The sequence below is a fragment of the Algoriphagus pacificus genome, from assembly GCF_017254845.1.
GTDB lineage: Bacteria > Bacteroidota > Bacteroidia > Cytophagales > Cyclobacteriaceae > Algoriphagus > Algoriphagus pacificus.
Genome location: NZ_JAFKCU010000004.1, coordinates 129360 through 154722 on the forward strand (window position 1 = coordinate 129360; position 25363 = coordinate 154722).

Genomic DNA, 25363 nt, shown 5'->3' on the forward strand with positions numbered 1-25363 from the left:
ATGTCTCAACTCAGCACCAGACATCTGTTAGGAATCAAAAACATCACTCAGGAGGATGTGGAATTGATTTTACAGACAGCAGCAAATTTCAAAGAAGTAATCAACAGGCCTATTAAGAAAGTCCCTTCTCTCAGGGATATCACGATAGCAAATATCTTTTTTGAAAACTCTACCAGGACTAGACTTTCCTTCGAATTAGCAGAAAAAAGACTGTCTGCGGATGTTGTCAATTTCTCTTCCAGTAATTCTTCAGTGAAAAAGGGAGAAACTCTGGTCGATACAGTAAATAATATTTTGTCTATGAAAGTGGATATGGTGGTCATGAGACATTCCAGTCCGGGAGCACCACATTTTTTGAGCAGAAATGTAAAAGCCAATATCGTTAATGCCGGAGACGGAACGCATGAGCACCCAACTCAAGCGCTTTTAGATGCTTTTTCTATCCAAGAGAAATTGGGAGATGTAGCTGGGAAAAAAGTAGCAATCATCGGTGATATCCTACATTCTAGAGTTGCTTTATCCAATATTTTCTGTCTTCAGAAACTTGGCGCAGAAGTAATGGTTTGCGGTCCAATCACTTTGCTTCCGAAGCATATTGAGAGTTTGGGAGTGAAAGTGGAACTCGATGTCAGAAAAGCACTTCAGTGGTGTGATGTAGCGAATGTGCTTCGAATCCAATTGGAACGCCAACAGATTAAATATTTCCCTAGTCTAAGAGAGTACTCCCTTTATTATGGCATCAACCGAAAAATGCTAGAGGAATTGGATAAAGAAATTGTAATCATGCACCCTGGACCGATCAATAGAGGGGTGGAATTGAGTTCGGATGTAGCCGATTCCGAGCACGCTATCATTTTGGAACAGGTTCAAAATGGAGTGGCGGTGAGGATGGCTGTACTCTACTTACTGGCAGGAGCCAAAGGATAAAAAAGAAGGGGATTCAATGATTTTGAATCCCCTTCTTTTTTAGATTGAATTTTAGAAGCCTCCTATACCTCTCCATCTTCCTCCTCCGACATAAAATCCGAGAGTGAATCCAAAGTATTGATTGATAGCTTCCCCGATGACTTCTCCAGATGCATTTTGAAGGTTGCTTGTAGGAACAAAGTTATATTCTGCACCCATTCTGAATTTCCCTAATTCAACTCCAGCTCTTACCATTGGTGCCCATTTGAAATCTGCTTCCAAATCACCGATGTTATCTGGAGTATCAAAGTCAGTGCTGTTGATTTCGATACTGCTTAATGCAAAATAGCCAAAGCCAGCTCCAATGTAGGGAGCAACATTGCTTCCACCATTGTTGAAATAGTAATCCATAGTACCAGTCACGGAAATGTTACCGGAGATTTCTCCTTCGTAATCATCATTGATGTTATAATATGTGACGTCTTTTGCCAAAGCTGCCACTCCAAAACGGATCCCAACATTGAGGTTGTTTTTGAGGTTTACTTTTGGTTCTAAATTCACCAAAGCTCCAATTCCGCCACCTTTGGGAATTGCAGGACCTACATCCATCCCCATCCTAAATCTCCCTGCATGCTGGGCATTTGAAAAATTGCAAATGGCGAAGAATGAAATGATTGCTAGAAATTTCTTCATAAAATAGTGTTGAGTGTATAAAATTGATGGGATGCGATTAACAAAAAAGATTCCAAAATTTAGAAACCTAATCTTATAGACTGTAGTTTTAAGGTCAAATTCATTTTTATGCTAGTCGTTAATAATCTGGTCAAGAAATATGGAAAGCAAAATGCTGTCGATGATATTTCTTTTGAGCTTCAAGGTGGAGAGGTAGTTGGTCTTTTAGGCCCAAATGGAGCAGGGAAAAGTACAACCATGAAATGCATCGTTGGATTATTGCGAAAAACTTCCGGTGAAATCACAATCGGAGGCTATGATCATCTCTCTGTGGAGGCAAAAAAGCTTTTCAGCTATATACCTGAAACTCCATATGTCTATGATTTGCTGACAGTGAAAGAGCACTTTCAGTTTATTGGTCAGGCATATGACGTGAAAAACTGGAAAGAAAAAGGGGATGAGTTGATGGAGCTTTTCGAACTGGATGATAAAAAGGATAAGTTGGGCAGAGATCTTTCCAAAGGAATGCGTCAAAAGGTATCCATTTGCTGTGCTTTGATTCCTGATCCCCAAGTTTTGTTTTTTGACGAACCTATGATTGGATTGGATCCAAAAGCCATCAAAAACACCAGACAGATTTTTAGAAAATTGAAAGAAGCTGGAAAGACAATTTTGGTTAGCACCCACCTGATAGATAGTGTGGAAAATATTGCAGACCGAATTATGATCTTGAAGAGCGGAAAAATTCTCGGCAATGATTCAATTGCCAATTTGAAACAACAATTTGTGCAGGAGGAAGGGACTTCCTTGGAAGACTTGTTCTTAGAACTTACCAAAGATGAATGAAATCCGATTGCTCTTCAGGAAGGATATTTTCATCCTGATCAATAATATCAAACTCATTCTCAAAAACCCCTTAAGGCTTTTACCATACGCCGGGATGCTTGCCTATTTCTTTTTCATCTATTCGATGAGAATGAAAAGTAAGGGTGAAAGTACTCCGGAGTTTCAGGCTCCTGACATGGAGAATATGCCTCAGGTAGATTTTGGAGTGCAGAATGTTATTGGTGGAGTTACTTTGTTGGCTTTGGCTTTCTTTATTTTTCAATTATACAGAGCTACTAAAAACAATGTCAGTTTCTTCAAAATGGCTGATGTTAATTTGCTTTTCACAGCACCGGTAAAGCCTGAGAATATATTGATTTATTACATGGCAAGGTCAATTTTGCCTGCTTTGGGAGGTAGTTTTATCTTTCTTATTTATGGTGCAAGCCAGATGGCTGATCAGCTAGATCTGACAGTAGGAAATATTACATTTTTGATTCTGGGTTTTGCCTTATTCTTCTTCATGATTTTTCCTTTGCGGTTTTTGATTTACACCCTTCATACCAAATATGGTATTATGGAGTATATCAAATCCGGGGTAGCATTGCTGGGTATCACTCTTGGATTATTGATTTTGATTCCGGGTTTGATGGCAGAAAAATTCTGGCAAGGAATGTTTGCCTGGATAAGTTCGCCTTGGTTTAATCTCTTTCCGGTAGTAGGTTGGAGTAGAGGGATCATGAGCTATGCGATGCATCAGAATTTGATCTTATCCCTAAGCTTTTTGGCTTTGTTTGGACTTGCATATTTCTCAGTAGTGAAATTGGTCATCCAGTTTTCAGGATATTACTATGAGGATGTATTGGAGGCTACCAAGTCCAATGAGGAGAAATTAGAAAAAGTAAGAGGCAAAAAAGAAGTTTCAGAAAGTACCTATAGCCTGAATGCCAAAAAGCAGTTGGCATTGCCTGATTTTGGAGCTGGAGCAAAAGCGATTTATTGGAGAAATTATGTGCATAGCTCCAGACAGGATTTCCATCCACTCTTTGGGATTTACTCTTCCATCATGGCGGCATTGGGGATTGTCTTTGCCATCCTTTCAAATTTCGACTGGTTCTCTCATAAGGTCTTTTATGGCTATTTAATGATTCTCTTGGCCTTTTACTTTTTAGCGGGAATTGGAAGAGCATCCGTAGGAGATCTGAAAAAGCCATTTTTTATACTGATTCCGGCTAGATGGACTTCGAAGTTTTGGAATATGATCAAATTGGATCTCTTGCAAATATTTATTTTTTCAGCTTTGATGATAATTCCTTCAGTGTTTATTGCAGGACTCCATTGGGCCTTGATTCCACTTTTCCTAATTGGAATGATAGGACTCTATTTGATTGGCTTTGCGATCAATCTCATCCCTCAGGTAGCTTTGGAAGAAAGCTGGGATAGGATATTGATCAAACCATTGATGATTGGAGGGATCTTTTTATTCGGGATCATTCCTTCCGGAATTGCAGGGATTCTGATTTTTGTTTTGACCAAGCAATTTGTTTTTGGACTGTTGGCTCTAATCCTGGGTATTTCCTTTGTAACAGCCATTTTAATGCATGTTACCTTGGACGTCATCAAGCGGATTGAGTTTAAGGAAGTCTAAAGAGAACTATTTCTCCCAAAATTTTATTTTGTTTTTGATTGCCCAAAAAAGAATGGGCAAGAAAATTCCTGTAATTTTGGATACCAAATATGACTGACTATGATCTATAATTCCATTATCGATACCATTGGGAACACTCCCATGATCCGCTTGAATAAGCTGGCGAAAGACATCAAAGGCGAAGTACTTGTCAAAGTTGAGTATTTCAATCCTGGCAATTCCATGAAAGACAGAATGGCTGTGAAGATGGTAGAAGATGCCGAAAAAGCTGGGGTTTTGAAGCCAGGTGGAACGATCATAGAAGGAACTTCAGGTAATACAGGAATGGGCTTGGCTCTTGCCGCTGTGGCGAAAGGGTACAAGTGTATTTTTACAATGGCCGATAAGCAGTCTAAGGAAAAGATAGATATTTTGAAGGCAGTTGGCGCAGAAGTAATTGTCTGCCCAACCAACGTTTCTCCAGAAGATCCAAGATCTTACTATTCAGTAGCTAAAAAGCTTAATAGAGATATCCCTAATTCATTTTATCCAAATCAGTACGATAACTTATCCAATACAGCCGCCCACTATGAAACCACGGGCCCTGAAATCTGGAAAGATACAGATGGAAAAATCACGCATTACGCTGCTGGAGTGGGAACCGGTGGATCCATGTGTGGAACTGCAAAATACCTGAAGGAACAGAATCCAAATGTGGTTACAGTAGGTATTGATACCTATGGGTCTGTATTTAAAAAGTATAAGGAAACTGGAATTTTTGACGAAAAGGAGGTTTATCCCTATTTGACAGAAGGGATTGGCGAAGATATTCTTCCTAAGAATGTGGACTTTGACATGATTGATCATTTTGTCAAAGTAACTGATAAAGATTCGGCTGTGATGACGCGTCGTTTGGCAAGAGAGGAAGGACTTTTTGTAGGATGGTCATGCGGTTCTGCTGTACATGGTGCACTTGAATGGGCCAAAGAAAATCTAAAAGAGGGCGATCAGATGGTCATTATTCTTCCGGATCATGGGACTCGATATCTAGGAAAAGTCTACAATGACGAGTGGATGAGAAATCACGGTTTCTTGGAAGATAGAACCTTCTCTACAGCAAGAGATATCATTTCACAAAGAAATGGTGCTTATACTCTAGTTTCATCATTGAAATCAGATTCAGTTCGTGATGCCATTGGATTAATGAATAAAACCAGCGTTTCTCAGATTCCTGTGATGGAAAATGGAGAAGTCGTTGGTTCATTGACAGACAATAAACTACTAGCCAAAATCATTGATAATCCAAGCTTGAAAGATGCCAAAGTTGCTGATGTGATGGAAGATTCCATGCATTTCGTAGCCTTGGATAGCACTTTGGATGTGTTATCCTCTATGGTTGAGAAAGAAAAAGCAGTTTTGGTGCGGGATGCTCAGGATCAGATTCACATTATCACCAAACACGATATTCTGGAAGCTTTCACCAAGTAATCATTTCACATGGACCAATTAAAGCTTCAACGAATCATTGATTCTGGTGTTGATTTTAATATTTCTGAAATAATAGTCAAAGCCTGGACCTTATTTAAGGAAAGGGCTATGTTTCATATTGGCTTTGCTTTTCTGATCAGTACGATTCAGTTGGCATTCACCTTATATCTGCGAGATTTCGTCTTTATCTATTCTATTTTCATTAATCCACCATTGGTGGCTGGATTTTATCTAGTCGCGAATAGAATAACTCAAGGTGAATATTTGGATTTCCAGAATTATTTTGATGGATTTAAATACTTGCTTCCCCTTGTGATAGTCAATCTTATTGCGGGGATTTTCTCTCTTGCGGGGATAGTTCTATTTATTCTGCCTGGGATTTACTTATTGGTTGGTTATATGTTTGCCAACTTATTTGTGCTTTTTGGAGGCTTTGAGTTTTGGACTGCTATGGAGCTAAGCCGAAAGCTTGTGCATACCAATTGGTTCAAATTCTTCGGATTTACACTGATTTTACTTTTCATCAATATATGCGGACTACTTTGTTTATTGGTTGGCTTATTGGTGACAATTCCATTGACCTACCTTTCGGTTTATGTACTTTTTGAGGAGTTGACAATTGATGCAGCGGATGAGGTGGAGGATAAACCTACTCTTGACTTAGAACCATAGCTTCCAATCTATTCCTGCATTTTTCAGCTAGCTCATCCACAGTCGTATTGGAGGAAGGGAAAATTGCTTGAGAAAAATAGATTCTAACTTTTCCAGGACTCAAAAGAAGCGATCCTCTTCTATGGATTTGATCGGCATTGATAACTGCCATTGGGAGAATGGGGATTCCTGTCTCGATAGACAATCGAAAAACTCCTTTTTGAAAAGGCATCAGTGTTTCTTTTGAATCATTCCTGGTTCCTTCAGGTGCCACCACGATTGAAATCCCTTTCTTCAGGATTTTCACCAGCTTTTCAATGCTTGCTTTTCGAGATGTTGGATTTGCTCGGTCCACCCAAACAGCGACTTTTCCTACTACCCAGCCAAAAACAGGAACTTTAGAAAGTTCTTTCTTTCCCAAAGCACGTACTTGTTGAGGAATTGCTATTGGAATGACCGGAGCGTCAAAAAATGAGCGGTGGTTGAAGATGTATATGTAGGGTTGCTTGAGATCAATATGCTCTATTCCATGAATTTCAAACCTGAAACCTGATAAAATGCACCAAGTTCTTGCCCAGAGCCGGATAAAGAAAAATGAAATTTCGCCGGCTTTATCACTTATCAAAACAGGAATCACGATGAATATCCCAAAAATGACCATCAAAAGGCAAAAGATGGTCAAAGAGTAGATCGTATAAAGTGCCTGAATCACTTTCATCTGAAGAGAAAATTGGTAATTTTGGGTTATAATTTATTCTTAACTCTTTGCTTGCATTGGCCCCGGAGCGCTTCGGGGCTATTTTTATTGCAAATAGGGCATCTTTTAGAAAAGAAAGAAAGCAATCAGAGTATCTGATCCGTAAAAAAGTTGATTTTTTTTAACACAATTTACGAAATAAAAGAAAATCAGTACCTTTGCAGTCCGTTCGAGTGAGCGGAGGGATTTAGAAAGTTCTAAATCGCTGATTTACAACTAAAAACCCGCAGTCACATGACTCTACGACTGATGGGATTTCAGAGTCAACACTATTATGTCTAATAAAGAAGATTTTAACTGGGACAACTTCGAAACCAAAGGTTTTGGAGAAGGCTATTCAAAAGAGCAAAAAGCTCAGATGGAGGCAATGTATGCTGGTACACTAAATGAAATCACTGAGAAAGAAGTGATCAAAGGTGTAGTAGTAGGAGTAAATGACAAGGATGTAATCATCAACATTGGCTTCAAATCTGACGGTTTGGTTCCTTTGAGTGAATTCCGTGACGTAGCTGGTATCAAGCCAGGTGACGAAGTGGAAGTATTCATCGAGGAGCAAGAAAATGCTTTGGGTCAATTGATCCTTTCCCGTAAAAAAGCCAAAATCGTTCGTGCTTGGCAGGACATCGAAAGCGCTCTTGAGAATGACAGCGTAATCGAAGGTCTTGTAAAGAGAAGAACCAAAGGTGGTTTGATCGTAGATATCTACGGTGTAGAAGCCTTCTTGCCAGGTTCTCAGATCGATGTGAAGCCTATCAGAGATTTCGATATCTATGTAGGTAAGAAAATGGAAGTGAAAGTGGTGAAAATCAACCACGCAAATGATAACGTTGTAGTATCTCACAAAGTGTTGATCGAGAAAGATCTTGAAAAGCAAAAAGCAGAGATCCTAAACAACCTAGAGAAAGGTCAAGTATTGGAAGGTGTGATCAAGAACATGACCAACTTCGGTGTATTCATCGATTTGGGTGGTGTAGATGGTCTTCTTCACATTACAGATATCTCTTGGGGACGTATCAATCATCCAGAAGAAGTATTGCAGCTTGATCAGAAAGTTCAGATTGTGGTTCTTGACTTTGATGATGATAAGAAGAGAATTTCTTTGGGTATGAAGCAATTGACTGCTCATCCTTGGGATTCTTTGGCTTCTAACCTTGAAGTTGGTTCTAAAGTAAGAGGTAAGATTGTAAACGTAGCTGACTACGGTGCATTCCTTGAGCTTGCTCCAGGTGTTGAAGGTTTGATCCACGTTTCTGAAATGAGCTGGTCTCAGCATTTGAGAAACCCTGCTGACTTCGTGAAAGTTGGTGACGAAATCGATGCTGTTGTATTGACTTTGGATAAGGACGAAAGAAAAATGTCTTTGGGTATCAAGCAATTGACTGAAGATCCATGGACTAAGAACGACATGGGTACTAAGTACGCTGTTGGAACCAAGCATAAAGGTGTGGTAAGAAACTTGACTAATTTCGGTCTATTCCTTGAATTGGAAGAAGGTATCGATGGTTTGGTTCACGTATCTGACCTTTCTTGGACTAAGAAAATCAAGCACCCATCTGAGTTTGTTAAAGTTGGAGACGAGCTAGAAGTAGCAGTTCTTGAACTTGACGTTGAAAACAGAAGATTGGCACTTGGTCATAAGCAATTGGAAGAGAATCCATGGGATACTTTCGAGAATGTATTCCCAGTAGGATCTGTACACAAGTGTACTGTAGTTTCTAAAAATGATAAAGGAGCAGTTCTTGAGCTTCCTTACGGTTTGGAAGGTTTCGCAACCATCAAAAACCTAGAGAAGGAAGACGGTTCTCAAGTAGAAGCTGGAGAGTCTGAAGACTTCAAGGTAACTGAATTCTCTAAAGATGATAAGAGAATTGTCCTTTCTCATACTGCTATGTTCAAAGAAGAAGCAAAGCCAGCTAAGAAAGAAGCGAAGAAGAAATCTGATACAGGTTCTGCTTCCACTACTTCTGCTCCAGCTGAGAAGTCTACCCTAGGTGACTTGGACGCTTTGACTCAATTGAAAGAGCAAATGGAAGGTAAAAAATAATTTCAGATTCAATATTTGAAATTTAAAATAGAGAAAACGCCGGCTGTAAAGTCGGCGTTTTTTTGTTTTAACCACAGAGATCACAAAGGTCACGCAAAGAACGCATTTAGCAATTGCTTATTTATTGGTGTCCTGCTAATCCAGAACCTGTACTTTTTATAAAAAACATAGCCCGAGATTATATATCGAGTCCGTTGTAACAATTCCGTTTTTACTTCCGTCATGGCTAAACTAGTTTTATCATTTACTTTGATCTTATGAAAAATGCACTTTTACTATCGATTATTCTTTTAATTAGTTTTTCAGTTTTCGCACAGTCTGGGTTTGAGGTGAAGGGGTATTTTGGTGCTTCTTGGGCAAGAGCCAATAGAAAAGTTGATTTGATTGGAAGTAGTTCTGTCCAGATGGAAAACTTTAAAGAGGTAGGTGTACTTCTATCCAAAGGGATTGGAGAAAAATTCAAATTGAGTGCAGGGTTGAATTACTTACTAGGAGAGGTAAAATTTTTTCCTGCCCCTAATCCATGTATTAATTGTATGACAGGTTATTTACATAACCCTGATTTTCAAATGCTGTCTATTCCGATTTATGCAGAATATTCACTCAGTAGATTGTTTTATGTAGCGGCTGGTCCATTGGTTGATTTTCAATTGTCGGAAGGGAATAATTTTAGCGACCAAAACGGGATAGGGTATTTAATAGGTTTCGGAAGTAGAGTAAGTAAAGAGAAATTTACTTTTTCGGTATTTCCCAACTATAAAAGACATGGAGTAATTGAGAGGTATCCTGTTAATCCTTTTGATAATTCTGACAAATACAAACATATCCTGGAGGAGCTAGGAATTCAGTTTGGATTGGCATACAGATTTTAAGTCTTGATTGAAGCTATCCGGCTAAAAATAAAAAAGCATCCCGATTTCGGGATGCTTTTTTTGTGAGGTCGAGAGCGGATTCGAACCGCTGTACAAGGTTTTGCAGACCTCTGCCTAGCCACTCGGCCACTCGACCATTTTGGAAATGGAATGCAAATCTAGAGATTATCTTTTTTGAAGCAAAACTACCTTCAATTATTTTAGTCTTATTTGAATGAAAGGCATTCAAAGTGTTGATTTCCACCTTTAAAAAATCTTGGAAACGGGATATTTTTTTACTGGTTTGAAAATGTAGTTATTTATAAAGATTCTAAATAAAATTTCTTTTAAAAAAACCAGTCTAAAATATTGAAGATCAGATAATTAAAATGCCTTTTCATAGCGTTTAATGCACTTGATGTGAATTGATTTCTTATTTGAAAAATTGGCTTCGGGTAGTACCTTTGCAAGGGTTATTGAAAACCGCATAAACTATTTAATTAGCTATAATATGTTATCCAAACGCTCGTTAGTAGGGGTTCGATGGAATTTCCACACACTGGCAGTGCTGTTTTTCATGCTGATTGGGATTCAGGCTTTTGCCGCGGATCCTGCAGTTGATAGTAGCGATGAAGCTGTAGCAGCAGGTAAGGCTCTATTTAACACAAATTGTAAAACTTGCCATAAACTTGATGCTAAATTGGTAGGTCCTGCTTTAAGAGGAGCTACTGACAGGCAACCTGCAGAAAACGTAAAGAAATTTATCAAAAATTCTGCCGTAGTTATTGGTTCAGGTGATTCTTATTACAATGACCTGTATAAAGAGTACAACAATACGGCAATGCCAGCGCATGAGTTTTTATCAGATGATGATCTAAACAACTTATTGGCATACATCGAATTTGGCGACAAAGTTGATCCGGCAGCTGCAGCTGCAGCAGGAACAGGCGCTGAAGGTGGAGCGGCGGTAGCAGGTGGAGGCATTCCAAACGAATACCTTACCGTAATCTTGGTAGTTCTTGTAGTAGTTCTGCTTTTGATTTTGGCAGTATTGGGATTGATTATCTCTGTATTGACCAAATATCTGAACAAGCAAGAACTAGATGAAGATGATCAAGAGTTCGTTTCTCAGAAATTCAACTTGGGTAAGGTTATCAAGAGTGATGGCTTTATTATAATAGTGACAGCTTTGGTTGTGGCATTGGTAGCTAAAACAGCAATCGATGGTCTTTACTCAGTAGGTGTTCAGCAAGGTTATGCTCCTACTCAACCAATAGCTTATTCTCACAAGCTACATGCTGGAACTTTAGAGATCGAATGTCAGTATTGCCATACTGGTGTCGAGATCGGAAGATCAGCGAACATCCCTTCTCCTAATATCTGTATGAACTGCCACACCCATGTGCAGAATGTACAAGGTAAAGAAGGTGTTTCTCCAGAAATTCAGAAAATCTACGATGCTGTGGATAACAACACTCCGATTGAATGGGTGAGAGTTCACAACCTTCCGGATTTAGCGTACTTCAACCACTCTCAGCACGTGAAAGTGGGTGGAATTGAGTGTCAAACTTGCCACGGTCCTATTCAGGAAATGGAAGTGGTGGGTCAGCATAGTGCTTTGACTATGGGCTGGTGTATCGATTGTCACAGACAAACCGAAATTGCTACTGAAGGCAATGCCTATTATGATAAGTTGGTACAGATTCATGCAGATTCAAAAGATGCCCTAAAGGTGAAAGACATCGGCGGGCTTGAATGTGCTAAGTGCCACTATTAATTCATTATCCTTTTTGCAAATTCATTCCTAGATCATAAAATGAAGGAAAATAAAAAAACCTACTGGAAAGGGCTAGAGCAACTTAGCAACGATCCGGAGTTTGTAAAGCATGCCGATAAGGAGTTCGCAGAACTTCCTTCTTCCTTAAGTGAAGATGGCAGTGCCTCCAGAAGAGATTTTCTCAAGTTGATGGGATTTAGCTTGGCAGCTGCTTCTTTGGCAGCTTGTGAAGCTCCGGTTAGAAAGGCGATTCCTTATGTGAATAAGCCGGTTGACGTCAACCCATCTATCCCTAATTATTATGCATCCACTTTCTCTTCAGGAGGTGATTATGCATCTATTGTTGTTAAAACAAGAGAAGGTCGACCAATCAAAATTGATGGTAACGAGCTTTCTCCTATTAATAAAGGTAAAGTCAATGCAATCGTAGAAGGATCTGTTCTTTCTCTTTATGATAAGCAAAGATTGACAGGACCTTATATCGCTGGCGAAAAATCTGATTGGGCAACCATCGATTCGCAAGTGAAATCTAAACTGGCTTCTGCTGGTTCTGTGAAAATTGTTTCAAACACGATCCTTTCTCCTTCTACTTTAAAAGCAATTCAGCAATTATCTGATGCTGTAGGTGGAGTAGAAGTGATTCAGTACGATCCGATTTCAAATTATGGTATTTCCAAAGCTGCTGAAACTTATTATGGCACCGCGGGAATTCCTTCTTATTCTTTTGACAAAGCAAAGACCATCGTTTCTTTTGGTGCAGATTTCTTAGGAACCTGGATTTCACCGATTGAATTTGCTGGAGCTTATGCCAAAACAAGAAAAATCAGCAAAGAGAAGCCTGAAATGTCTAGACATTATCAGTTTGAATCCAATCTTTCTTTGACTGGTGCCAATGCTGATTACAGAACTCCAATCAAAGCTTCTCAAAGCGGATTGGCAGTTTTGGCTTTATATAATGCGCTTGCTAAAAAAGCAGGTGCTACTACGGTTTCTGCTCCAGCAGTGGAAATTGCACATTTAGAAAAGGCTGCCAATGACCTTTGGGCTGCAAAGTCTGCTGGTTTGGTGGTTTCAGGATCAAATGATCCAAATGTTCAAGTTGTAATCAATGCAATCAATGAATTGCTTGGTGCAAATGGAACTACAGTTGACTTTACTAATCCAGTTCATTTCCGTAAAGGAGATGATACCCGCATGAATCAATTCGTCAATGAATTGAAAGGTGGACAGGTTGGAGCAGTGATTTTCTATAACTGTAACCCAGTTTATGATTTCGCAAGAGGTGCTGAGGTTGCTGAAGGAATTGCAAAAGCTAAAGTAAGCATCGCTACTAATGGAACGATGGACGAAACAGCTTCTTTGGTTCAAATGGTAGCTCCAGATCATCATTTCTTGGAATCATGGAATGACTTCGAACCTAAGAAAGGTCACTTCTCTTTGGCTCAGCCAACAATTTCCCCATTGTTTGATACAAGACAGGCTCAGGATTCATTCTTGACTTGGGCTGGCTCTACTACAAACTATTATGACTTCCTTCAACTTAACTGGGAATCTGAGATTTTCACTCAAGTTGAAACTGGTTCTGCTTTCCAGGAATTCTGGGATCGTTCCTTATTTAATGGTGTCGTAGCTATCGCATCAGAAGCTTCTGCTCCAGCAGCTCCAGTAGGAGATGTAAGTGCAGCAGCTGCCAATGTCGCTAAAGCATATAAAGCTGACAATGCCGGTGCAGAGTTAGTTCTTTATACTAAAGTAGGTATCGGAAGTGGAGCTTTTGCCAATGTGCCTTGGCTTCAGGAAATGTCTGATCCTATCACCAAAGCAACTTGGGATAACTATTTGACAGTTTCACAAAAATGGGCTTCTGAAAACGGAGTAACCATGAATGAGGGACAAACTTCAAAAGCTTCTATTTCTGTAAATGGAAAATCTCTTGTTGTTCCTATTCTTATTCAACCAGGTCAAGCTGAAGGTACTTTTGGATTGGCATTGGGTTATGGAAGAACAAAAGCAGGTAGAGTTGCAAATGGCGTAGGTGTAAATGCTTACGAATTGCTAGATGCTTCGCAAGGTTTCGTGAATTTTGATATCACTTCAGGTGTAGAAGTTTCTGCAACTGGTGAATCTTATAATATTGCTAGAACACAAACTCATCAGACCTTCATGGGTCGTGAGAACGTGATTCAAGAAGCTACTCTTGCAGAATATAAAAATGATGCTGGAGCAGGTAGATACCATCCAGAAATCTACAAAGACGGAGAATTTGTAAAACCAAGCAAAATCTCTCTTTGGTCAGGTCACCAATATTCTCAGCATCACTGGGGTCTTGCTATTGACATGAACTCTTGTATTGGATGTTCTGCATGTTCTGTTGCTTGTCAGGTTGAAAACAACGTGGCTGTAGTAGGAAAGCAAGAAGTATTGAATAGAAGAGAAATGGCTTGGATCAGAATTGATCGCTATTATTCTTCTGATGCTCCTGCTGATGATTTGAGAGGAATGGAAGTGGCTTCTGAAAATCCAGAAGTAACATTCCAGCCTATGATGTGTCAGCAGTGTAACAACGCTCCATGTGAGACTGTTTGTCCTGTTGCTGCAACAACCCACTCTTCTGAAGGTCTGAATCAAATGACCTACAACAGATGTATCGGTACTAGATATTGTGCAAACAACTGTCCTTATAAAGTACGTCGATTCAACTGGTTCAAATACCATGACAATAAAGACTTCCCTGCAAACGTCGCACAAAACGATGATTTGGGTAAGATGGTATTGAATCCAGATGTAACTGTACGTGCCAGAGGTGTGATGGAGAAATGCTCTATGTGTGTACAGAGAATCCAGGCTGGTAAACTAGCAGCTAAACGTGAGAAGCGTAAGATTCAGGATGGAGAGATCAATGTCGCTTGTGCGGTTGCCTGTCCTACTGATGCCCTTGTATTTGGAGATATGAATGATGCAAATAGCAAGGTTTCTCAATTATTGAAAATCAAAGAGAATACAACTTCAGCTTTGAAAGAAGTAAATGAGGAAAGAGCATATCACGTATTGGAGGAGATCAACGTAAGTCCAAACGTTTGGTACTTCACCAAAATCAGAAATAAAGACAAAAACGAAGCGTAATCATAATTTTATAAACTATGCAGGTTACTTCATCCGTACGTGAGCCGTTAGTTACCGGAGGTAAAACCTACCATGATGTGACACATGATGTGTCCCGTCAGGTAGAAGGAAAGCCAACTTTACTTTGGTTTCTTGCCTTCCTAACAGCCGCTGGTACTTTGGCTATAGGATTAATTGCCGTGACTGCCACCGTTTGGGAAGGCATCGGGATGTGGGGGTTGAACAAAACAGTAGGTTGGGCATGGGATATCACCAACTTCGTTTGGTGGGTTGGTATCGGTCACGCTGGAACGCTGATTTCAGCAGTATTGCTTTTGTTCAGACAGAAATGGAGAACATCCATCAACAGAGCTGCTGAAGCGATGACAATTTTTGCGGTTATTTGTGCGGCTATGTTCCCGGTTCTTCACATGGGTAGGCCATGGTTGGGAGCTTACTGGGCACTTCCGCTTCCAAATACATTTGGTTCGCTTTGGGTAAACTTTAACTCTCCACTTCTTTGGGACGTATTCGCAATCTCGACTTATTTCTCAGTTTCTTTAGTATTCTGGTACATCGGTTTGATTCCGGATTTTGCTACCATCAGAGATAGAGCAACTGGCTTGAGAAAAGTGATTTACGGAGCACTTTCCTTTGGATGGGATGGAGCTGCTAAAACTTGGATGAGATACGAATCAGTTTCTTTGATTCTTGCCGGTTTGGCAACACCACTTGTACTTTCTGTACACACAATCGTATCCTTTGACTTTGCAACTTCAGTGATACCAGGTTGGCACACGACGATCTTCCCTCCATACTTTGTGGCGGGTGCAATTTTCTCTGGATTTGCCATGGTATTGACCTTGATGATCATTACCAGAAAAGTTTTCAAATTGGAAGATTACATTACCATGACTCATATTGAGTTGATGAACATTGTAATCATCATCACTGGTTCTATCGTAGGTATCGCTTACATCACTGAATTCTTCATTGCATGGTATTCAGGAGTAGAAGCTGAGCAATATGCATTCATCAACCGTGCAACTGGTCCTTACTGGTGGGCATATTGGTCAATGATGACTTGTAACGTAATCTCTCCTCAGCTTTTCTGGGTGAAGAAAATCAGAACTTCTATCATTGCAACATTTGCTTTGTCAATCGTTGTAAACATCGGTATGTGGTTCGAGCGTTTCGTAATTATCGTAACATCCTTACATAGAGATTACCTTCCTTCTTCTTGGGCGATGTTCTATCCATCTATCACAGATGTTGGGGTATACTTATTCACCTTCGGATTGTTCTTTACACTTTTCTTCTTATTCGCTAAGTTCTTCCCAGTGATCAACATGGCTGAAGTGAAGTCTGTATTGAAGTCTACATCTGCTAAAGTCCGCAAATAATCATGGAAAAAGATAAGAACTTTATTTTGGGAGTTTACGACGATGAGGACGTATTGCTCCATGCCGTATCTGAAGTAAGAGCTTCGGGTGTCAAAATTCATGAAGTATTCACTCCTTATCCGGTTCACGGATTGGAAGATGTACTCGGATATAAGAGAAGCCGCTTGCCAATCGCTGCATTCCTTTTCGGAATGTTGGGTACAACATTGGCCTTGACCATGCAATTGTACATGATGCGATTTGACTGGCCAATGATTATCGGTGGTAAAGACCATGCAGCTATTCCGGATTTTATCCCGGTTACTTTCGAATTGACTGTACTTTTGGCAGCATTCGGAATGGTAGGTGTATTCATGGTTAGTTCAAATCTTAAGCCTTGGGCTCAACCTAGGATCTTTGATTTGAGAAGTACTGATGACAAGCATATCATGGCAATTGATATTGCAAACAACACAAGTATGGAAGTAGCAAAAATCCAGGAAATTCTTAAGTCTTCCGGTGCTACAGAGGTGAATAATAAAAGTTTTGAATAGTAATTCTGGAAAAATGAAGATTGCTAAAGCACTTAGTTTATTGGGGATTGCAGCAGCTGGAATATCGCTTGTGGCTTGTAAAGCCGACGGTGATAACCAGGGATTGGAATATGCCCCACAGATGTATCACTCTGTTGCATACGAGCCATTGACTCAGATTAAAGATGAGACCAAAGGTGAATGGTTGTCAAATAGAGAAGATGGAAAAGGGGAGTTCTTTAATAGTAACATTAATAATCCTCATGGTATGAACATGAGAGAGCCTGTTGCTGGAACTGTTCCTAGAACAAAAGATGGATCTCTTCCTTACAGATACAAAGCTTTTGAAATTGAAGAAGCTAGCGTGAATGTTAAAAACCCAATCGAATTGAACGATGAGGTTTTGAAAGAAGGCGAAAGGTTATTTCAATTGTATTGTACCCCATGCCATGGAAAAGGTGGTCAAGGAGATGGTACTGTTGGTATGATTATCGGTGGTGTGGCAAATTTGACTGGTGGGGCCTACGTAGGTTTATCAGAAGGTCATATTTATCACGTGATCACAAAAGGTAAAGGTAGAATGGGAGCTCATGGTTCTCAGATCACACCTGAAAATAGATGGAAGATTGTTCACTATGTGAAACAAAAACTTCAGGGAGGTCAAAATGCTGACAATGCAGTAGCAGTCGCAGAAAAAGCCACCCAAGAAACTCAAGTAGAAACTCCAGCGAATTAATTATGGCTCACGACGTACAGCATTATAATTTGGATCAAAAATTTGATTTTACCGCAGCGACTAAGAAGTCGATCTTCACGGTATTGATCATTGGTGCAGCCTTGTTGGTCATCGGTATTGTGATGGCAATGTTTGGTGGACACCACGAGGAAGCTGCTGAGGCAGGAGGACATGCATTCCATTGGTACGAGCGTCTTTACGCTAACCTTTGGATCAACAATGTCTACTTCACAGGAATTGCAATTATTGGAGTTTTCTTCTTTGCTATTCAATATGCCGCTCAGGCTGGTTGGTCAGCTCCGATTTCCCGAGTGATGTTAGCATTTGGAAACTGGTTGCCATTCGCAGGGATTTTGATGATTGTTACTTTCTTCGTAGCAAATCATGATTTATTCCACTGGACTCACGCTTATTTGTTTGATAAGAATTCTCCGGAATACGACAAGATCATCGACGGTAAGGGAGCTTTCTTCTATTGGCCAATGGCTAAAGGAACATTCCCAGCTTTCTATATCTTGAGAATGGTTTTATTCTTTGGATTCTGGGTATTCTTCTTCAATAAATTTAAAAAGATTTCTGCTGCGGAAGATCAATTAGGTGGCACCTCTCATTGGTTTAAAATGAGAAGCTGGTCTGCTTATTTCATCATTTTCTTTGCAGTTTCTTCTTCCATCAGTGCATGGGATTGGGTGATGTCAATTGACACTCACTGGTTCTCTACACTATTCGGATGGTATGTATTCTCCTCTTGGTTTGTTTCCGGCCTTTCTGCTATCACCTTGATGGTAATCTTCTTGAAAGGAAGAGGCTATTTGGAAATGATCAATGAAAATCACGTGCATGATCTTGGCAAATTTGTCTTCGGATTTACCATTTTCTGGACTTATTTATGGTTTTCACAGTTTCTTTTGATCTATTACGCAAACATTCCTGAGGAATCTGTGTATTTCATAGAAAGACTTTCCAGTGATGTTTATGGTCCATTCATCTTCGTGAATCTTGGAATGAATTTCTTCTTGCCATTCTTGATCTTGATGACCAGGGATGCAAAGAGAAATGGAATATTCTTGAAGTTGGTTTGTACCCTAATCATCGCGGGTCACTGGGTAGATTTCTTCCTTATGGTTCAACCAGGTACTCTTGGTCATAATGGCGGAATCGGATTCATGGAAATTGGAATGTTCCTAATTTATGGTTCATCAGTTACATTGGTCGTATTAGGAGGATTAGCAAAAGGTAATCTGATTCCTAAGAATCACCCAATGCTTGAGGAAAGCTATCATCATCACATTTAATATTAGCCGAAAAAATTAAGCTATGTACGGATTTCTGATTGGAGTAGGAGTTTTATTGTTACTGTCCATCATTTGGATGGTCTATAGAATTCAAACCTTAGTCTCTGTGGTAAAAGGATCTGACAAACAGATTGCTACAGGAAGTAATAAGGTCAATGCTATCATGTTCATTTTGTTCTTATTAGTTACCGGATTCTTGATGTTCTGGTACTCTATCAAAGAATTTGACAATTATGAACTACCGGTAGCGTCTGAGCATGGTGTGATTACAGACAGCTTGTTCTGGATCACCATGGCGGTAACAGGGATTGTATTCCTGATTACACACGTTTTGTTGTTTATTTTCCCTTACAAATACCAATACAAAGAGGATCGTAAAGCAACATTCTACCCTGACAACAACAAGCTTGAAATTATTTGGACAATTGTTCCAGGTATCGTTTTAGCTGGTTTGGTGATTTCAGGTTGGATAGCTTGGTCTGACATTACAGCACCTGCTCCTGAAAATGCTCATGTTGTTGAAATCATGGGTTCTCAGTTCCAGTGGGATGTGCGATATCCAGGTAAAGATCAGGTTTTGGGAGATTATGATTACAGATTGACTTCAGCGATCAATATCCATGGAGTTGATTTTACAGATAAGAATTCTGCGGATGATTTTCCATCCCCAAGAGTTGTAATCCCTAAAGGAGAGCCTGTTCTCTTTAAAATCAGAGCTAGAGATGTATTGCATTCTGTTTTTGCTCCTCATATGAGACTTAAAATGGATGCAGTGCCAGGTATGCCTACTCGTTTCTGGTTTGTACCTACCAAAACCACTGCAGAAATGCGTGTGGAAACTGGTAATCCTGAATTTGAGTATGAGATTGCTTGTACAGAGATATGTGGGCGTGGACACTTTTCTATGAAAAAGATTATAGAAGTAGTAGAACCAGCGGAGTACCAGAAATGGTATGCAGAGCAAAAGTCTTTCATTCAGATGAATCCTGCTTTGGCGGATGTGCAGACTGAACCAAAAGAAGTAGCAGAAGTTCAATTAAGCGAAGGTAATTAACAAAATTAGAGATTATGTCAACAGCATCTGTCGCAAACCATGATGTAGCTCACGATGATCACCACGATCACGAGCATCATGATAATTTTGTAACGAAATATTTATTTACTACTGATCATAAAATGATCGGTAAGCAGTTCTTGGTAACAGGTATTTTCTGGGCAATTATCGGTGGGTTCCTTTCCATCTTGTTCAGATTGCAACTTGGTTTCCCAGATATGAGTCTTGAATTCCTTCGTCCACTTTTGGGCGGATGGTTAGATGAAGCTGGTAAGTTGGATCCAACATTCTATTTGGCTTTAGTAACAATGCACGGTACCATCATGGTATTCTTCGTATTGACTGCCGGATTGAGTGGTACGTTCTCCAACTTCCTAATTCCATTGCAAATTGGTGCTAGGGATATGGCTTCAGGATTTATGAACATGCTTTCCTATTGGTTCTTCTTCCTTTCAGGAGTTATTATGTTCATCTCTTTATTCATTCCTACTGGTCCTGCCGGTGGTGGTTGGGTAGTTTATCCTCCTCTATCTGCTCTGGAGCAAGCAATTCCTGGTTCAGGATTAGGGATGACCTTGTGGTTGGTTGCTATGACCTGTTTTATTGCATCTTCCCTTTTAGGAGGTATCAACTACATTACGACTGTAATTAACCTTAGAACAAAAGGGATGTCTTTCTCTAGACTTCCTTTGACAATCTGGGCATTCTTCTTGACTGCTGTGATTGGCTTACTTTCTTTCCCTGTTTTAGTTGCAGCGGCTCTTCTTTTGATTTTCGATAGAAGCTTTGGTACTTCATTCTACCTTGCTGATATCTATATTAATGGTGAAGCTCTTCCAAACACTGGAGGTAGCCCAGTTCTTTACCAGCACTTGTTCTGGTTCTTAGGACACCCTGAAGTTTACATTGTATTGCTTCCTGCTTTAGGTATTACTTCTGAAGTAATTGCCACAAACTCAAGAAAGCCAATCTTTGGATATAAAGCGATGATCATTTCCATGTTGGGAATTACCATCCTTTCATTCATTGTTTGGGCACACCACATGTTCGTATCAGGTATGAACCCATTCTTGGGATCTATCTTCATGTTCTTGACTTTGATCATTGCGGTTCCATCTGCTGTAAAAGTATTTAACTACCTAACCACACTTTGGAGAGGTAACTTGATCTTTACACCTGCGATGTTGTTCTCAATTGGTTTGGTGTCCTTCTTTATCTCTGGTGGATTAACAGGTATTTTCCTTGGTAACTCCGCTATTGATATTCAATTACACGATACTTATTTCGTAGTAGCTCACTTCCATTTGGTAATGGGTTCTGCTTCATTCTTCGGTCTTTTGGCTGGTGTATATCACTGGTTCCCTAAGATGTTTGGAAGAATGATGGATGCGAAACTTGGATACGTCCACTTCTGGTTGACATTCATTGGAGTTTACATGGTATTCTTCCCAATGCACTACATCGGTATTGCTGGTTTCCCAAGAAGATATTACTCTTGGACTAACTTCGAGTTTGCCAATATGTATACTGATTTGAACATGTTTGTATCTGCTGCTGCTATTATAACATTTGCTGCTCAGTTTATCTTCTTGTTCAACTTCTTCTACAGCATGTACAGAGGCCGTAAAGCTACACTGAACCCATGGAGATCAAATACATTGGAGTGGACTACTCCATTGCATCCAGGACATGGTAACTGGCCAGGTGAAATTCCTGCAGTTTACAGATGGCCTTATGACTACTCTAAGCCGGGTGCTGCTGAAGACTTTATTCCTCAGACAGTTCCACTTTCAGCAACGCCAGAATCAAACCTTCCTCACGAGCAGGAGCAGGTAAAACTTGAAATGGAGATTATGAAGGAAGAGGCTGAGGTTTTGGTTGCAAATGAATCAAAGCATTGATAAAAAGATAAGCAGCTTTCGCAGAGTTAGTTTTCTCACTGTGATAGCTGTTTATTTTCTGATATTGGTAGGAGGGATAGTCAGAACTACTGGTTCTGGAATGGGCTGTCCCGATTGGCCAAAATGTTTTGGAAGTGTAGTACCTCCCACAAGTGTGGAACAACTTCCAGACAACTATCAGGAAATTTACCTAGAAAAGAGAATTGCCAAAAACGAAAGGTTTGTGGCTACCCTTGAAAAACTTGGATTTGCTGAAACAGCAGCTGCGATTGCAAACGACAAATCAATTCTGATAGAACAGGAATTCAATCCATTGAAAACATGGATTGAATATGTGAATCGATTGATTGGAGTACTGATTGGTTTCTTTATCATCCTTACAGTTTGGAAGTCATTTCCACTTTGGAAAGTCGATAAAGTTCTTCCGATTCTTGCAGTAGCTTCGCTGATTCTGGTTTTGTTCCAAGGTTGGATTGGATCTTTGGTAGTATCTACCAATCTTCTTCATTGGATGATTACATTTCACATGATGCTTGCAATACTTCAAGTTATCATGCTGATTTATCTCTATCATCGATCAGGAAGATTTCTTCAATCCAAAGGTGTCAAGATGGATGTTCCTTCCAAAATCGAATGGCTTTTAATAGCAGCTTTGTTTCTAATGATCATTCAAATCGTTTTGGGAACACAGGTTCGGGAAGAAATAGACCAAATCTCTTTTGCACTAGGTAATATGTTGAGGGGAGAATGGATAGAAAGAATAGGTTTACCTTTTCTAATCCACAGATCTTACTCACTCATCTTGTTGGGAGTTCATGTTTTGTATTTCTTTTGGGCATTTAAATACACCCTTCGAAAATCTAGCATAAATTATTGGTCTCAGCTGTTGATGATTTTGGTGATTATTGAGATCGCCACTGGAATGGGAATGGCATATTTTGCAATTCCGGCATTTCTTCAACCTATCCACTTGGTGATAGGAACACTTATCGTAGGAATTCAGTTTTTACTGATCTTACAATTGCGAGAGCAAAAACAATTTCGATTAAAGTAAATTGAAAATGAGGACAGTTGAAGTAACTGACCATAGTATTTACCACTTGGTTATCACTAGAGTAAGAGTCTATTCTGATTTGTTAAAACTCAGATTGTCTGCCCTAGTTACATTTTCTGCTGTATTTGGTTTCATCTTGGGTGATTCAGGTACTTCATTTGGTTGGTCTGGATTCCTTGGATTGGCACTTGGAGGATTCCTGATCAGTGGTGCCTCAGGCGCTGCAAATGAAATCATGGAGAGAGACTTGGATAAGTTGATGAAGCGGACAGAAAACCGCCCACTTCCTTTACAATTGATCTCCTTAGTAGAAGCATATTGGTTTACTTTCTTGGTTGCATTTACTGGAATTGCATTGCTTTGGATTTTCACCAATCCATTGACAACCTGGTTAGGTGTGCTAAGCATGGTTCTCTATGTATTTGTATATACTCCTCTGAAAAGAGTTGGTCCGATAGCAGTTTTTGTAGGAGCTATTCCAGGAGCAATGCCTCCCTTGTTGGGATGGACAGCTGCAACTGGCTCAATATCTTATGAGGCGCTAATCATCTTTGGTATCCAGTTCATTTGGCAATTTCCTCACTTCTGGGCTATCGCCTGGGTAAGTGATGAGGATTATAAAAAGGCAGGTTTTAAGCTCTTGCCTAGTGGGGGAGGAAAGGATTTGAATACAGCCATTCAAATCATGATTTATACGCTGTTTCTACTTCCTTTGGGATTGCTTCCTAGTTATTTTGGATTAACTGGACTCAATTCTGCAATAGTAGCTACAATTTGCGGCGTGTTGTTTTTGGCGCAGACATTCTCTTTGATGAGAGACTGTTCCAGAAAATCAGCGCTTAAAATCATGTTTGGTTCATTCTTATACTTGCCAATCGTTCAGATCGCGTATTTACTTGATAAATTACCCTAATTATGGAGAAAGAACTCAAGTATGTTGATTTAGTGGAGCAACCGATCTCCATGCACCCTAAGAAATTTGCCCTTTGGCTTTTTATGGTGACTGTGGTGATGATCTTTGCTGCGATGACTTCTGCTTACATTGTAAGACAGTCAGAAGGAAACTGGTTAGAGTACGATCTTCCTCAAATATTTTGGCTGACTTCAGGTATTGTAATTTTAAGCAGTGCGTTTTTGCAGTTTGGCTATGCATCTGCTAAAAAAGATAATTTGACAGGATTGAAAATAGGTCTAGCAGGAGCTGTTATCCTAGGGATTTTATTTCTGGTTGGGCAATGGTATTCCTGGGTAGCCTTGGTAGATGAGGAAGTATTCTTTGTAGGAAACCCATCTGGTTCATTTCTATACGTGTTTACGGGATTACACGCCTTACACTTAATCAGTGGTGTGATATTTCTGATTATTGTATTAATTTCGAGTTTCAGATACCAAATCCATTCCAAGGCCATGGTCAGAATGGAAATGGCAACGACCTACTGGCATTTTCTGGGAGGTCTTTGGCTTTATCTGTTTATGTTCTTGCTTTTAAATCATTAAAATAAAACTAGTACAAACCAATAATTTATGTCTGCGCATTCTACTGCTATAGGAGTAAGCTCAAAAAGAGGCATTTGGGGAGGTGGTAATGAACCTCTAAAAGCCAGCTATGGAAAACTCATGATGTGGTTTTTCCTACTCTCCGACATTTTCACTTTTGCTGCTTTCTTGATCACTTATCTCTCAATCAGAGTAAGTTATCCAGCTTATGCCGGTCCTGCCGGAGATTTTGTTGGTTCTAATGAATATTGGCCAGTTCCTGAATTGGTATTTGATGCTATTCCATTTGTGCATGGTATTCATGCTCCTTTGGTTTTCGTTGGTATCATGACATTTATTTTGATCTCTTCATCTGTTACAATGGTATTGGCAGTGGAAGCTGGTCATAGAAATGACAGAAATGATGTAGTGAAATGGTTACTTTGGACTATCCTCGGAGGTGCAACTTTCTTAGGTTGTCAAGCATGGGAATGGAATCACTTCATTCACGGCACTGATGGAGGTAGCACTTTGACTTACATTAATTCAATGAATACCCTTGTTACCGAATTGGTACATGGCGCTAACTTGAATGTAAACGAATACGGTCCTGCATCTTTTGCACAATTATTCTTCTTCATCACAGGATTCCACGGATTCCACGTGACTATTGGGGTCTTCTTATTGTTCCTTTGCTTCTATCAGGCGGCAGTAGGTATTTATGACAGAAGAGGTCATTATGAAATGGTTGAAAAAATCGGTTTGTACTGGCACTTTGTAGACCTTGTTTGGGTATTTGTGTTTACCTTATTCTATCTGATCTAAGCTTTAAATTTTCGAGATATGGAAATTCAACAAAATAAATCAACTCTTGAAGTTCATCCACGGAACGAAGAGAAAATCAAGAAAATCTGGAAAACTGCCGGAATTCTTTTGGCTATTACGGTAGCAGAATTCATCATGGCATTTACCATGGAAAGAGGCTTGCTATTATATTTCCTTTTCATTGCTTTGACAATTTGGAAAGCCAGATATATCATGTTGGAATTTATGCACCTGGGTGATGAAGTGAAACCTTTATTTTACTCTATCATCGTGCCTTTGATCTTTTTAGTGTGGTTATTGATTGCACTCGCAAAAGAAGGATCTGAAATTTTCATGATGCGCTGGTAAGAGAAAAAAAAACTAAAAAAAGATAGGTTGAAGAGAGACACTTCAACCTTCTTTTTTGT

General features: G+C 39.7%; 22 protein-coding genes and 1 tRNA gene. 20 read left to right on the forward strand and 3 right to left on the reverse strand.

The genetic code is table 11. From position 1 onward, the window contains the following. A complete protein-coding gene (locus J0A69_RS16910) occupies positions 1 to 927 on the forward strand; it encodes an aspartate carbamoyltransferase catalytic subunit (RefSeq protein WP_206587799.1) in 927 nt (308 codons plus the stop codon). A 51-nt stretch (positions 928 to 978) separates the two neighbouring features. Here J0A69_RS16910 and J0A69_RS16915 read toward each other — a convergent pair whose 3' ends face one another. After that, on the reverse strand, positions 979 to 1599 hold the full coding sequence (locus J0A69_RS16915; protein ID WP_206587800.1) for an outer membrane beta-barrel protein: 621 nt from the start codon (positions 1597 to 1599) through the stop codon (positions 979 to 981). A gap of 108 nt (positions 1600 to 1707) precedes the next feature. Between J0A69_RS16915 and J0A69_RS16920 the strand changes: the two genes are divergently transcribed. From J0A69_RS16920 to J0A69_RS16935, 4 genes are all read left to right on the forward strand, one after another. Next, positions 1708 to 2424 carry an ABC transporter ATP-binding protein gene (locus tag J0A69_RS16920; protein ID WP_206587801.1) on the forward strand — a complete coding sequence of 239 codons (717 nt, stop codon included), beginning with the start codon at positions 1708 to 1710 and terminating at the stop codon, positions 2422 to 2424. After that, positions 2417 to 4051 carry a putative ABC exporter domain-containing protein gene (locus J0A69_RS16925; RefSeq protein ID WP_206587802.1) on the forward strand — a complete coding sequence of 545 codons (1635 nt, stop codon included), beginning with the start codon at positions 2417 to 2419 and terminating at the stop codon, positions 4049 to 4051. The genes J0A69_RS16920 and J0A69_RS16925 overlap by 8 nt, the downstream gene beginning before the upstream one ends. 99 nt (positions 4052 to 4150) lie before the next feature. Beyond that, positions 4151 to 5518: a cystathionine beta-synthase gene (locus J0A69_RS16930; RefSeq protein ID WP_206587803.1), complete on the forward strand. Its 1368-nt coding sequence runs from the start codon at positions 4151 to 4153 to the stop codon at positions 5516 to 5518. Between the two features lie 9 nt (positions 5519 to 5527). Continuing rightward, on the forward strand, positions 5528 to 6190 hold the full coding sequence (locus J0A69_RS16935; RefSeq protein ID WP_206587804.1) for a hypothetical protein: 663 nt from the start codon (positions 5528 to 5530) through the stop codon (positions 6188 to 6190). On the opposite strand, the gene J0A69_RS16940 is transcribed toward J0A69_RS16935, so the two are convergent. Continuing rightward, complete coding sequence (locus tag J0A69_RS16940) at positions 6168 to 6887, reverse strand: lysophospholipid acyltransferase family protein (RefSeq protein WP_206587805.1); 720 nt, start codon at positions 6885 to 6887, stop codon at positions 6168 to 6170. The two genes, J0A69_RS16935 and J0A69_RS16940, sit on opposite strands and share 23 nt — an antisense overlap. A gap of 313 nt (positions 6888 to 7200) precedes the next feature. On the opposite strand from J0A69_RS16940, the gene rpsA reads away from it, so the two are divergent. Both rpsA and J0A69_RS16950 read left to right on the forward strand, forming a co-directional pair. Next, positions 7201 to 8970 carry a 30S ribosomal protein S1 gene (gene rpsA, locus J0A69_RS16945; RefSeq protein WP_206587806.1) on the forward strand — a complete coding sequence of 590 codons (1770 nt, stop codon included), beginning with the start codon at positions 7201 to 7203 and terminating at the stop codon, positions 8968 to 8970. A gap of 257 nt (positions 8971 to 9227) precedes the next feature. After that, positions 9228 to 9842, forward strand: a complete 615-nt coding sequence (locus tag J0A69_RS16950) for an outer membrane beta-barrel protein (RefSeq protein ID WP_206587807.1) — start codon at positions 9228 to 9230, stop codon at positions 9840 to 9842. Between the two features lie 65 nt (positions 9843 to 9907). Here the strand turns inward: J0A69_RS16950 and J0A69_RS16955 are convergent. Next, positions 9908 to 9978 (reverse strand) — tRNA-Cys (locus J0A69_RS16955). A 354-nt stretch (positions 9979 to 10332) separates the two neighbouring features. Here J0A69_RS16955 and J0A69_RS16960 point away from each other — a divergent pair. From J0A69_RS16960 to J0A69_RS17020, 13 genes are read left to right on the forward strand one after another with little or no spacing between them, the layout of a single operon-like run. Continuing rightward, complete coding sequence (locus tag J0A69_RS16960) at positions 10333 to 11598, forward strand: c-type cytochrome (protein ID WP_206587808.1); 1266 nt, start codon at positions 10333 to 10335, stop codon at positions 11596 to 11598. 39 nt (positions 11599 to 11637) lie between these two features. Then, a complete protein-coding gene (locus tag J0A69_RS16965) occupies positions 11638 to 14721 on the forward strand; it encodes a TAT-variant-translocated molybdopterin oxidoreductase (RefSeq protein ID WP_206587809.1) in 3084 nt (1027 codons plus the stop codon). 17 nt (positions 14722 to 14738) lie between these two features. After that, the gene (nrfD, locus tag J0A69_RS16970) at positions 14739 to 16103 is read left to right on the forward strand and encodes an NrfD/PsrC family molybdoenzyme membrane anchor subunit (protein WP_206587810.1); all 1365 of its coding nucleotides are present in this window, start codon (positions 14739 to 14741) and stop codon (positions 16101 to 16103) included. 2 nt (positions 16104 to 16105) lie between these two features. Continuing rightward, positions 16106 to 16636, forward strand: coding sequence for a DUF3341 domain-containing protein (locus J0A69_RS16975; RefSeq protein ID WP_206587811.1), 531 nt, complete (start codon positions 16106 to 16108; stop codon positions 16634 to 16636). Positions 16637 to 16649: 13 nt separating this feature from the next. Continuing rightward, a complete protein-coding gene (locus tag J0A69_RS16980) occupies positions 16650 to 17351 on the forward strand; it encodes a c-type cytochrome (protein WP_206587812.1) in 702 nt (233 codons plus the stop codon). A 2-nt stretch (positions 17352 to 17353) separates the two neighbouring features. After that, positions 17354 to 18646, forward strand: a complete 1293-nt coding sequence (locus J0A69_RS16985; protein WP_206587813.1) for a quinol:cytochrome C oxidoreductase — start codon at positions 17354 to 17356, stop codon at positions 18644 to 18646. Between the two features lie 22 nt (positions 18647 to 18668). Beyond that, positions 18669 to 19700, forward strand: a complete 1032-nt coding sequence (locus tag J0A69_RS16990) for a cytochrome c oxidase subunit II (protein WP_206587814.1) — start codon at positions 18669 to 18671, stop codon at positions 19698 to 19700. A gap of 14 nt (positions 19701 to 19714) precedes the next feature. Next, positions 19715 to 21601 carry a cytochrome c oxidase subunit I gene (locus tag J0A69_RS16995; RefSeq protein ID WP_206587815.1) on the forward strand — a complete coding sequence of 629 codons (1887 nt, stop codon included), beginning with the start codon at positions 19715 to 19717 and terminating at the stop codon, positions 21599 to 21601. After that, positions 21585 to 22655, forward strand: coding sequence for a COX15/CtaA family protein (locus J0A69_RS17000; RefSeq protein WP_206587816.1), 1071 nt, complete (start codon positions 21585 to 21587; stop codon positions 22653 to 22655). Before J0A69_RS16995 ends, J0A69_RS17000 begins: the two co-directional genes overlap by 17 nt. A gap of 7 nt (positions 22656 to 22662) precedes the next feature. Further along, on the forward strand, positions 22663 to 23568 hold the full coding sequence (gene cyoE, locus J0A69_RS17005) for a heme o synthase (RefSeq protein ID WP_206587817.1): 906 nt from the start codon (positions 22663 to 22665) through the stop codon (positions 23566 to 23568). Positions 23569 to 23570: 2 nt separating this feature from the next. Then, on the forward strand, positions 23571 to 24152 hold the full coding sequence (locus tag J0A69_RS17010; RefSeq protein ID WP_206587818.1) for a cytochrome c oxidase subunit 3: 582 nt from the start codon (positions 23571 to 23573) through the stop codon (positions 24150 to 24152). A 27-nt stretch (positions 24153 to 24179) separates the two neighbouring features. Then, positions 24180 to 24956, forward strand: a complete 777-nt coding sequence (locus J0A69_RS17015; protein ID WP_206587819.1) for a cytochrome c oxidase subunit 3 — start codon at positions 24180 to 24182, stop codon at positions 24954 to 24956. Positions 24957 to 24974: 18 nt separating this feature from the next. Continuing rightward, complete coding sequence (locus J0A69_RS17020; protein WP_206587820.1) at positions 24975 to 25304, forward strand: cytochrome C oxidase subunit IV family protein; 330 nt, start codon at positions 24975 to 24977, stop codon at positions 25302 to 25304. The last annotated feature ends 59 nt before the right edge of the window (positions 25305 to 25363 follow it).